Here is a 10,170-nt window from a genome sequence, read left to right on the forward strand (position 1 = left end):
ACCATGCCTGCTATCACTCTTGGTTCTATCCCGTTGGAGCATGGCCTGGCTGTCGCCGGCGTCCTGTTCTGCCTCGGTCTGGTCGGCCTGATGGTCCGCCGCAACATTCTCTTTGTGCTGATGAGCCTGGAGATCATGATGAACGCCTCTGGTCTGGCCTTCATCGTTGCAGGTGCAAGATGGGCGCAGCCGGATGGACAGATCATGTTCATCCTGGTGCTCAGCCTGGCAGCCGCCGAGGCCAGTATTGGCCTGGCGATTCTGTTGCAGCTGTATCGCCGCTTCCACACTCTCGATATCGACGCTGCCAGCGAGATGCGCGGATGAACCTTCTCTATCTGACTTTCCTGTTCCCTCTGATCGGTTTTGTGCTGCTGGCGTTCTCTCGGGGACGCCTCTCGGAAAACCTCTCGGCATTGATCGGCGTCGGCTCCGTTGGCCTCTCGGCCATTGTCGCCACCTATGTGATCTGGCAATTCAACGTCGCACCGCCTGAAGGCGGCCACTACACCCAGGTGTTGTGGCAGTGGATAGCGGTGGAAGGCTTTACGCCGAACTTCGCCCTGTACCTGGATGGTCTGTCCGTGACCATGCTCGGTGTGGTGGTGGGCGTGGGCTTTCTGATCCACCTGTTCGCTTCCTGGTACATGCGCGGTGAAGCCGGTTACTCGCGCTTCTTCGCCTACACCAACCTGTTTATCGCCAGCATGCTGTTCCTGGTCCTGGGCGATAACCTGCTGTTCCTGTACTTCGGTTGGGAAGGCGTGGGCCTGTGCAGCTACCTGTTGATCGGTTTCTACTACAGCAACCGCAACAACGGTAACGCCGCACTCAAGGCCTTTATCGTCACCCGTGTCGGCGACGTGTTCCTGGCCATCGGCCTGTTCATCCTGTTCCAGCAACTGGGCACGCTGAACATTCAAGAGCTGATGGTTCGTGCTCCGGAACACTTCAAGGTCGGCGACTTCTGGATCGTTCTGGCGACCCTGATGTTGCTCGGTGGTGCCGTCGGTAAATCCGCGCAACTGCCACTGCAAACCTGGCTGGCAGACGCGATGGCCGGCCCTACCCCGGTCTCGGCACTGATCCACGCCGCGACCATGGTGACCGCCGGTGTCTACCTGATCGCTCGTACCCACGGTCTGTTTGCTTTGGCGCCGGATATCCTGCATCTAGTAGGGATCGTCGGTGGCGTGACTCTGGTACTGGCCGGCTTCGCCGCGCTGGTGCAGACCGACATCAAACGCGTCCTCGCCTACTCGACCATGAGCCAGATCGGCTATATGTTCCTGGCCCTGGGTGTCGGTGCCTGGGAAGGCGCGATCTTCCACCTGATGACCCACGCCTTCTTCAAGGCGCTGCTGTTCCTTGCATCCGGTTCGGTGATCGTTGCCTGCCACCACGAGCAGAACATCTTCAAGATGGGCGGCCTGTGGAAGAAACTGCCTTTGGCCTACGTCAGCTTCATCGTCGGCGGTGCCGCGCTGGCGGCCCTGCCACTGGTGACCGCAGGTTTCTACTCCAAGGACGAAATCCTCTGGGAAGCCTTCGCCAGCGGTAACCACGGCCTGCTGTACGCCGGTCTGGTCGGCGCCTTCATGACTTCGCTGTACACCTTCCGCCTGATCTTCATCACGTTCCACGGTGAAGTGAAGACCGAAGCCCACGCCGGTCACGGTATTGCCCACTGGCTGCCACTGTCGGTGCTGATCATCCTGTCGACCTTCATCGGCGCCATGATCGTTCCACCACTGCACGGTGTACTGCCGGAAAGCGTCGGCCACGCCGGCGGCGAAGCCAAGCACAGCCTGGAAATCGCCTCAGGTGCTATCGCCCTGTCCGGTATCCTGCTGGCAGCACTGCTGTTCCTCGGCAAGCGTCGCTTCGTCACCGCCATCGCCAACAGCGGCATCGGTCGTCTGCTCTCGGCCTGGTGGTTCGCCGCGTGGGGCTTCGACTGGATCTACGACAAGCTGTTCGTCAAGCCGTACCTGATGATCAACCATGTACTGCGCAAAGACCCGCTCGACCAGACCATTGGTTTGATCCCGCGTATGGCCAAGGGTGGACATCACTCCCTGAGCCGTACCGAGACTGGCCAGCTGCGTTGGTATGCAGCTTCCATGGCCGCAGGTGCCGTGCTGGTAATCGGTGCCATTGTGTTGGTAGCGGTCTGATATGAACCTTGCGAAATTGCGAAAGGAATTGAGCCCGTCATGATTCTGCTTTGGCTAATCCTGATCCCCTTTATCGGCGGCCTGCTGTGCTGGATGGGTGAGCGCTTCGGCGCTACCCTGCCACGCTGGATTGCGTTGCTGACCATGTCCCTGGAACTCGCTCTTGGCCTCTGGCTGTGGGCCCATGGTAACTATTCATTTGCACCGGCGCCTGGCGCCGATCCGACCTGGGTGATTGAGTTCAAGCACGTCTGGATCGAGCGCTTCGGCATCAACGTGCACCTGGCCCTCGACGGCCTGTCGCTGTTGATGATCCTGCTGACCGGTCTGCTGGGTGTCCTCTCGGTACTCTGCTCCTGGAAAGAGATCCAGCGTCACGTGGGCTTCTTCCACCTGAACCTGATGTGGATCCTGGGCGGTGTCGTCGGTGTGTTCCTCGCCCTCGACCTGTTCATGTTCTTCTTCTTCTGGGAAATGATGCTGGTGCCGATGTACTTCCTCATCGCGCTCTGGGGTCACAGTTCATCGGATGGCAAGAAAACCCGGATCTACGCGGCGACCAAGTTCTTCATCTTCACCCAGGCCAGCGGCCTGATCATGTTGGTGGCGATCCTGGGTCTGGTGCTGGTCAACTTCAACAGCACCGGGGTGATCACGTTCGATTACTCCCAGCTGCTGAAAACCAAGATGTCGCAGACCACCGAATACATCCTGATGCTCGGCTTCTTCATCGCCTTCGCGGTGAAGCTGCCCGTGGTGCCGTTCCACTCCTGGCTACCGGATGCGCACGCCCAGGCGCCGACCGCCGGTTCCGTCGACCTGGCCGGTATCTTGTTGAAGACCGCTGCTTATGGGATGTTGCGTTTCGCCCTGCCGCTGTTCCCGAATGCTTCGGCCGAGTTCGCGCCGATCGCCATGACCCTGGGTCTGGTCGGGATCTTCTACGGTGCGTTCCTGGCGTTCGCCCAAACCGACATCAAGCGTCTGATCGCCTTCTCCAGCGTTGCACACATGGGCTTCGTGCTGATCGGGATCTACTCCGGCAGCCAGCTGGCGCTGCAAGGCGCGGTGATGCAGATGCTGGCGCACGGTGTTTCGGCAGCCGCACTCTTTATCATCAGCGGCCAGTTGTACGAGCGCATGCACACTCGCGACATGCGCGAGATGGGTGGCCTGTGGTCACGCATTGCGTATCTGCCGGCGGTCAGCCTGTTCTTTGCAGCCGCTTCGCTGGGTTTGCCGGGTACCGGTAACTTCGTCGGCGAATTCCTGATCCTGCTGGGCAACTTTGCCAGAGCGCCATGGATCACCGCGATTGCCACTTCCGGCCTGGTGTTCGGTTCGGTCTATTCGCTGATCATGATCCACCGTGCCTACTTCGGCCCGTCCAGGTCGGACGAAATACTGCACGGCATGGATGCTCGCGAACTGATCATGGTGGTTGGACTTGCAGGGCTGCTGGTCTACATCGGCATTTACCCGCAACCGTTCCTCGATACCTCTGCCGCGACGATGCATGGCGTGCAGCAATGGTTCGGCACCGCCTCCACTCAACTCGCTTCGGCCCGGTAAGAGCGCTATGGACCTGACGACTCAACACTTTATCGCGCTTGCGCCGCTGCTGATTACCAGCGCCACGATTATCGTGGTGATGATGGCGATCGCCTGGCGTCGCAACCACTCACAGACCTTCCTGCTTTCAGTAGCCGGTCTCAACCTGGCCCTGCTGTCGATCCTCCCGGCCCTGAAAGTCGCGCCTCTGGCCGTGACCCCGCTGCTGCAGATCGATAGCTTCGCCTGCCTCTACATGGCGTTGATCCTGGTCGCTACCCTGGCCTGTGTGACCCTCGCCCACGCCTACCTCGGCGATGGCAGTACGGGTTACCCGGGCAACCGCGAAGAGCTGTACCTGCTGATCCTGATGGCTGCGGCCGGCGGTTTGGTTCTGGTCAGCGCGCAGCACCTGGCCGGCTTGTTCGTCGGCCTGGAACTGCTCTCGGTTCCAGTCTACGGCCTGGTGGCGTATGCCTTCTTCAACAAGCGCTCCCTGGAAGCCGGCATCAAGTACATGGTGCTGTCGGCCGCCGGTTCCGCGTTCCTGTTGTTCGGCATGGCGCTGCTTTACGCAGAGGCCGGTACCCTGAGCTTCAGCGGCATCGGTCACGCACTGGCCGCTACCGGTCTGCCAAGCCCGATCGCGCAACTGGGCCTGGCCATGATGCTGATCGGCCTGGCGTTCAAGTTGTCGCTGGTGCCCTTCCACCTCTGGACCCCCGACGTGTACGAAGGCGCTCCTGCTCCGGTCGCAGCCTTCCTCGCCACCGCGAGCAAGGTTGCGGTATTCGCGGTGATGCTGCGTCTGTTCCAGATCTCGCCGGTGGCCAGCAGTGGCATACTGAGCAACGTTCTGACCATCATTGCGATCGCCTCGATCCTGTTTGGTAACCTGCTGGCACTGACCCAGAGCAACCTCAAGCGTCTGCTGGGTTACTCCTCCATCGCGCACTTCGGTTACCTGCTGATCGCCCTGGTGGCGAGCAAAGGTCTGGCAGTGGAAGCCATCGGCGTTTACCTGGTCACCTACGTGATCACCAGCCTCGGCGCATTCGGCGTAATCACCCTGATGTCCTCGCCGTACAAAGGCCGCGACGCAGATGCCCTGTACGAATACCGCGGCCTGTTCTGGCGCCGTCCGTACCTGACCGCCGTGCTGACCGTAATGATGCTGTCGCTGGCCGGCATTCCGCTGACCGCAGGCTTCATCGGCAAGTTCTACATCATCGCCACCGGTGTCGAATCCCACCAGTGGTGGCTGGTCGGCTCTCTGGTACTGGGTAGTGCCATCGGCGTCTTCTACTACCTGCGTGTGATGGTCACTCTGTATCTGATCGAACCGAACCTGCGTCGCGTTGACGCCCAGCTGCACTGGGAACAACGTGCCGGTGGCGTCATGCTGCTGGCCATCGCTGTTCTGGCGTTCTTCCTCGGCCTGTACCCACAGCCGTTGCTGACGCTGGTTCAGCAGACAGGCCTGGCCGGTTGATCGCTTAAGCGACAGGCAGCAGAAAACAGAAACGGCACCTTCGGGTGCCGTTTTTGCGTTTGGGGGGCTGCTCTCCCCTTTCCCGGAAAGTGCCTGCAAAGAGACCGGTAGCGGCTGAAATGATCGTTCCCACGCTCTGCCTGGGAACGCCTCAATGGACGCTCTGCGTCCGCTGTTGGGACGCGGAGCGTCCCGGGCTGCATTCCCACGCGGAGCGTGGGAACGATCAATCAAACGATCAAACAATCAACCCGACCTTTGCATAAACAAAAACCCGCACAAGGCGGGTTTTTGTTTGCAGCAAACGCCGGCCTTAGTCAGCCAGGCGCCACGTCGTGCCGCCCTTGCCGTCCTCCAGCACCACGCCCATGGCGGTGAGCTGGTCGCGGATGCGGTCCGACTCGGCCCAGTCCTTGTTGGCACGGGCTGTCAGGCGCGCCTGAATCAGCGCATCGACTTCTGCTGCATCGACCCGACCTTCGGCTCCTGCTTGCAGGAAGTCGTCGGCTTGCAGTTGCAACACACCGAGCACGCTGGCCAGTTCCTTCAAGCGTGCCGCCAGACCGGCCGCTGCGTTCAGATCACTCTCACGCAGACGGTTGATCTCACGGACCATCTCGAACAGCACCGCGCAGGCTTCCGGCGTGCCGAAGTCGTCGTTCATCACTTGGGTAAAACGCTCGACGAAGGCTTCGCCACCGGCGGCCGGAACCGTCGGCAGGCCTTTCAACGCGTGGTAGAAACGCTCCAGAGCGCCTTTGGCGTCCTTGAGGTTGTCTTCCGAGTAGTTGATCGCGCTGCGGTAGTGGCTCGACACCAGCAGGTAACGCACGACTTCCGGGTGGTACTTGTCGAGGACGTCGCGAATGGTGAAGAAGTTGTTCAAGGACTTGGACATCTTCTCGCCATTGATGCGAATCATCCCGCAATGCATCCACGCGTTGGCGTAAGTCTTGCCGGTGGCCGCTTCGCTCTGGGCGATTTCGTTTTCATGGTGCGGGAACTCGAGGTCGCTGCCACCGCCATGAATGTCGAAGGTCTCGCCCAGGCAGCAGGTCGACATCACCGAGCACTCGATGTGCCAGCCCGGACGCCCGGCGCCCCACGGCGATTCCCAGCTCGGCTCGCCCGGCTTGGCGGCTTTCCACAGGACGAAGTCCAGCGGGTCCTGTTTCGACTCGTCGACTTCGATGCGGGCGCCGATGCGCAGGTCTTCGATCTTCTTGCGCGACAGCTTGCCGTAACCCATGAACTTGCCGACGCGGTAGTACACGTCGCCGTTGCCCGGCGCGTAGGCATAGCCCTTGTCGATCAAGGTCTGGATCATCGCCTGCATGCCGGGGATGTAATCGGTAGCCCGTGGCTCCATGTCCGGCTTGAGGATGTTCAAGCGCGACTCGTCTTCATGCATCGCCGCGATCATGCGCTCGGTCAACACGTCGTACGGCTCGCCGTTTTCACGGGCGCGATTGATGATCTTGTCTTCGATGTCGGTGATGTTACGCACGTAGGTCAGGTCATAACCGCTGAACCGCAACCAGCGGGTCACCAGGTCAAACGCAACCATGCTGCGCCCGTGGCCCAGGTGGCAGTAGTCGTACACGGTCATCCCGCAGACGTACATGCGCACCTTGTTGCCATCCAGCGGCTTGAAGACTTCTTTGCTCTTGGTGAGCGTGTTGTAGATCGTAAGCACGATTGTTCCTTGGCTCTAAATCACTGGCCCCACGAATCACGCAGGGTCACGGTGCGGTTGAATACCGGGTGACCGGGTTTCGAGTCCTTGATATCCGCGACGAAGTAACCTTCGCGCTCGAACTGGAAACGGTCTTCCGGCTGTGCATTGCCCAACGAAGGCTCAGCACGACAACCGGTAAGCACCTGCAGCGAATCAGGGTTGATGTTGTCCAGGAAACCGGCGCTGTCTTCGGCCTTCTCAGGGTTCGGCGAACGGAACAGGCGATCGTACAGACGCACTTCACACTCGACGCTGGCCGCTGCCGGCACCCAGTGAATCACGCCTTTGACCTTGCGGCCTTCAGGGTTCTTGCCCAGGGTGTCCGGATCGTACGAGCAACGCAGTTCGACGATGTTGCCATCGGCGTCCTTGATCGCTTCGTCGGCACGGATCACGTAGCTGCCGCGCAGACGCACTTCGCCATTCGGTTCCAGGCGTTTGTAGCCTTTTGGCGGCTCTTCCATGAAGTCTTCACGGTCGATGTAGATCTCACGGGCGAACGGCAGAGCCCGTACGCCCATGTCTTCTTTCGGGTGGCACGGCAGTTCGAGGTTCTCGACCTGGCCTTCCGGGTAGTTGCTGATCACGACTTTCAGCGGACGCAGCACGCACATGGCACGCGGGGCGCTGTGATCGAGGTCGTCGCGGATGCTGAATTCCAGCATGCCGAAGTCGACCACGCCTTCGGAACGGTTGGTGCCGACCATGTCGCAGAAGTTGCGGATCGATTTCGGGGTGTAGCCACGACGGCGGAAACCCGACAGTGTGGACATGCGCGGGTCGTCCCAGCCGTTAACGTGTTTCTCGTCGACCAACTGCTTGAGCTTGCGCTTGCTGGTGATGGTGTAGTTCAGGTTCAACCGCGAGAACTCGTACTGACGCGGGTGCGCCGGGACTGGCAGGTTGTCGAGGAACCAGTCGTACAGCGGGCGGTGGCCTTCGAACTCCAGGGTGCAGATCGAGTGGGTGATGCCTTCGATGGCGTCCGACTGACCGTGGGTGAAGTCGTAGTTCGGGTAGATGCACCACTTGTCACCGGTCTGGTGGTGGTGCTCGTGACGGATGCGATACAGGATCGGGTCGCGCAGATTCATGTTCGGCGAAGCCATGTCGATCTTCGCTCGCAGTACGCGCGCGCCATCCTTGAATTCGCCAGCCTTCATGCGGGCGAACAGGTCGAGGTTCTCTTCGACGCTGCGCTCACGGAACGGACTGTTCTTGCCCGGCTCGGTCAGGCTGCCACGGTATTCCCTGGCTTGCTCCGGGGTCAGGTCGCAAACGTAGGCCTTGCCAGCCTTGATCAGCTCCACCGCCCAATCGTGCAACTGGTCGAAATACTGCGAGGCATAGCGCACTTCACCGGACCATTGGAAACCCAGCCATTTGATGTCGCTTTCAATGGCGTCGATGTATTCCTGGTCTTCCTTGGCCGGGTTGGTGTCGTCAAAACGCAGGTGCGTGACGCCACCGAACTCTTCGGCCAGGCCGAAGTTCACACAGATCGACTTGGCGTGACCAATGTGCAGGTAGCCGTTGGGCTCTGGCGGGAAGCGGGTCACGATCTGCGTGTGCTTACCCGAGTCCAGGTCCGCCTGGATGATCGGGCGCAGGAAGTTGACTGGAACGGCAGGTCCGGTCTTGGAATTCGAGGTAGGGTCGACAGTGGGCTTGCTCATAGGATCCTTGACGTACAAGTGCGTGGCCAGGTAGCGGGCCTGATAAATCAAAGCGCCTATCATAGCCGATGCTGTCAAGCACCTGACAGAGCAGGCCCTAAAACTGCTGCTTTTAATGTGCCTGAAGTGAAAAACAGCCTCGAAATTCGCCGCCGTCACGCTAAACTGCGCACCTTGGTGAGTTTTTGCCAAACAGGTGTGGGCTCGCACGCGTCATGCTGCGCCCCGAAAGCCACGAATTCCTTGAAAGAGTAACGAATATGAGCAAAGTCAAACTGAGCACCAACTTCGGCGACATCGTCCTGGAGCTGAACGCCGAGAAAGCCCCGATCACCGTTGCCAACTTCCTCGAATACGTTAAAGCCGGCCATTACGAAAACACCGTTTTCCACCGTGTCATCGGCAACTTCATGATCCAGGGCGGCGGTTTCGAGCCAGGCATGAAAGAAAAGAAAGACAAGCGTCCTAGCATCCAGAACGAAGCCGACAACGGTCTTTCCAACGACAAGTACACTGTCGCCATGGCGCGTACCATGGAGCCGCATTCGGCCTCCGCGCAGTTCTTCATCAACGTTGCCGACAACAGCTTCCTCAACCACAGCGGCAAGAACGTTCAGGGCTGGGGTTATGCCGTGTTCGGTAAAGTGACCGCCGGCACCGACGTCGTCGACAAGATCAAAGGTGTTTCGACCACCATGAAGGCCGGCCACCAGGACGTTCCAGCAGACGACGTGATCATCGAGAAAGCCGAGATCATTGAGTGATATTGCTGATTTCAGATTTACATCTGGAAGAGGAGCGCCCGGACATTACCCGGGCGTTTCTGGATTTGCTCGCCACCCGCGCCCGCTCGGCGACCGCGCTGTACATTCTGGGCGACTTTTTCGAGGTGTGGATTGGCGACGACGCCATGACCTCCTTCCAACGCTCCATTTGCCAGGCTCTTCGCGAACTCAGCGAGAGCGGCACACAGATTTTTCTGATGCACGGCAATCGCGACTTCCTGCTCGGCAAGGCCTTCTGCAAAGCAGCCGGCTGCACCCTGCTCAAGGACCCGAGTGTCGTGCAGCTCGCAGGTGAGCCAGTGCTGTTGATGCACGGCGACAGCCTCTGCACCCGCGATGAAAGCTACATGAAATTGCGCCGTTACCTGCGCAATCCCGTCACCTTGTTCGTGCTGCGCCATCTGCCGCTGCGCACCCGGCACAAACTGGCGCGCAAGCTGCGCAGCGAAAGCCGCGCGCAAAACCGGATGAAAGCCAACGACATCGTCGACGTCACCCCCGAGGAAATCCCGCGGATCATGCAGCAGTACGGCGTGAAAACCCTGGTCCACGGCCACACCCACCGCCCTGCCATCCACAAACTGCAGATTGGCGAGCAGGCGGCCAGGCGCATTGTGCTGGGCGATTGGGATCGTCAGGGCTGGGCGTTGCAGGTCGATGAGCAAGGGTTTCAGCTGGCAGCGTTTGATTTTGTGCCACCCTCGGTAGCCGCACTACCCCATCTGTAGGAGCCTGGCTTGCCAGCGATGGC

The 10,170-nt window shown here is 60.0% G+C and carries 8 protein-coding genes; 6 read left to right on the forward strand and 2 right to left on the reverse strand.

The window, feature by feature from the left end:
• The first annotated feature begins 3 nt into the window (after positions 1-3).
• Genes nuoK through nuoN form a run of 4 tightly spaced genes read left to right on the forward strand, consistent with a single transcriptional unit; the run spans position 4 to position 5,220 of the window.
• Positions 4-327 (forward strand): NADH-quinone oxidoreductase subunit NuoK, encoded by a 324-nt coding sequence (gene nuoK, locus AC07VR_RS13735; RefSeq protein WP_495011524.1) that lies wholly within the window; start codon positions 4-6, stop codon positions 325-327.
• Positions 324-2,177, forward strand: coding sequence for an NADH-quinone oxidoreductase subunit L (gene nuoL, locus AC07VR_RS13740; protein WP_494993353.1), 1,854 nt, complete (start codon positions 324-326; stop codon positions 2,175-2,177). Before nuoK ends, nuoL begins: the two co-directional genes overlap by 4 nt.
• A gap of 39 nt (positions 2,178-2,216) precedes the next feature.
• Positions 2,217-3,749 (forward strand): NADH-quinone oxidoreductase subunit M, encoded by a 1,533-nt coding sequence (gene nuoM / locus AC07VR_RS13745; protein WP_495011525.1) that lies wholly within the window; start codon positions 2,217-2,219, stop codon positions 3,747-3,749.
• 7 nt (positions 3,750-3,756) lie between these two features.
• On the forward strand, positions 3,757-5,220 hold the full coding sequence (nuoN, locus tag AC07VR_RS13750) for an NADH-quinone oxidoreductase subunit NuoN (protein WP_495011526.1): 1,464 nt from the start codon (positions 3,757-3,759) through the stop codon (positions 5,218-5,220).
• 313 nt (positions 5,221-5,533) lie between these two features.
• Here nuoN and cysS read toward each other — a convergent pair whose 3' ends face one another.
• Both cysS and AC07VR_RS13760 read right to left on the reverse strand, forming a co-directional pair.
• Positions 5,534-6,916, reverse strand: coding sequence for a cysteine--tRNA ligase (cysS, locus tag AC07VR_RS13755; protein ID WP_494993356.1), 1,383 nt, complete (start codon positions 6,914-6,916; stop codon positions 5,534-5,536).
• Positions 6,917-6,936: 20 nt separating this feature from the next.
• Positions 6,937-8,634 carry a glutamine--tRNA ligase/YqeY domain fusion protein gene (locus AC07VR_RS13760; protein WP_494993357.1) on the reverse strand — a complete coding sequence of 566 codons (1,698 nt, stop codon included), beginning with the start codon at positions 8,632-8,634 and terminating at the stop codon, positions 6,937-6,939.
• A gap of 260 nt (positions 8,635-8,894) precedes the next feature.
• Between AC07VR_RS13760 and AC07VR_RS13765 the strand changes: the two genes are divergently transcribed.
• Positions 8,895-9,398 carry a peptidylprolyl isomerase gene (locus AC07VR_RS13765; protein ID WP_495011527.1) on the forward strand — a complete coding sequence of 168 codons (504 nt, stop codon included), beginning with the start codon at positions 8,895-8,897 and terminating at the stop codon, positions 9,396-9,398.
• Entirely contained in the window at positions 9,395-10,147 is a 753-nt protein-coding gene (gene lpxH / locus AC07VR_RS13770) for a UDP-2,3-diacylglucosamine diphosphatase (RefSeq protein WP_495011528.1), read from the forward strand. The genes AC07VR_RS13765 and lpxH overlap by 4 nt, the downstream gene beginning before the upstream one ends.
• Positions 10,148-10,170 lie beyond the last annotated feature (23 nt).

The sequence above is a fragment of the Pseudomonas sp. GW821-FHT02H09 genome (assembly GCF_059421425.1).

What these genes read in the sequence shown, in the direction of transcription:
- nuoM (WP_495011525.1), top strand. Translation starts at nt 2,217, where the DNA reads ATGATTCTGCTTTGGCTAATCCTGATCCCCTTTATCGGCGGCCTGCTG.
- nuoN (WP_495011526.1), top strand. Translation starts at nt 3,757, where the DNA reads ATGGACCTGACGACTCAACACTTTATCGCGCTTGCGCCGCTGCTGATT.
- AC07VR_RS13765 (WP_495011527.1), top strand. Translation starts at nt 8,895, where the DNA reads ATGAGCAAAGTCAAACTGAGCACCAACTTCGGCGACATCGTCCTGGAG.
- nuoL (WP_494993353.1), top strand. Translation starts at nt 324, where the DNA reads ATGAACCTTCTCTATCTGACTTTCCTGTTCCCTCTGATCGGTTTTGTG.
- nuoK (WP_495011524.1), top strand. Translation starts at nt 4, where the DNA reads ATGCCTGCTATCACTCTTGGTTCTATCCCGTTGGAGCATGGCCTGGCT.
- AC07VR_RS13760 (WP_494993357.1), bottom strand. Translation starts at nt 8,634, where the DNA reads ATGAGCAAGCCCACTGTCGACCCTACCTCGAATTCCAAGACCGGACCT.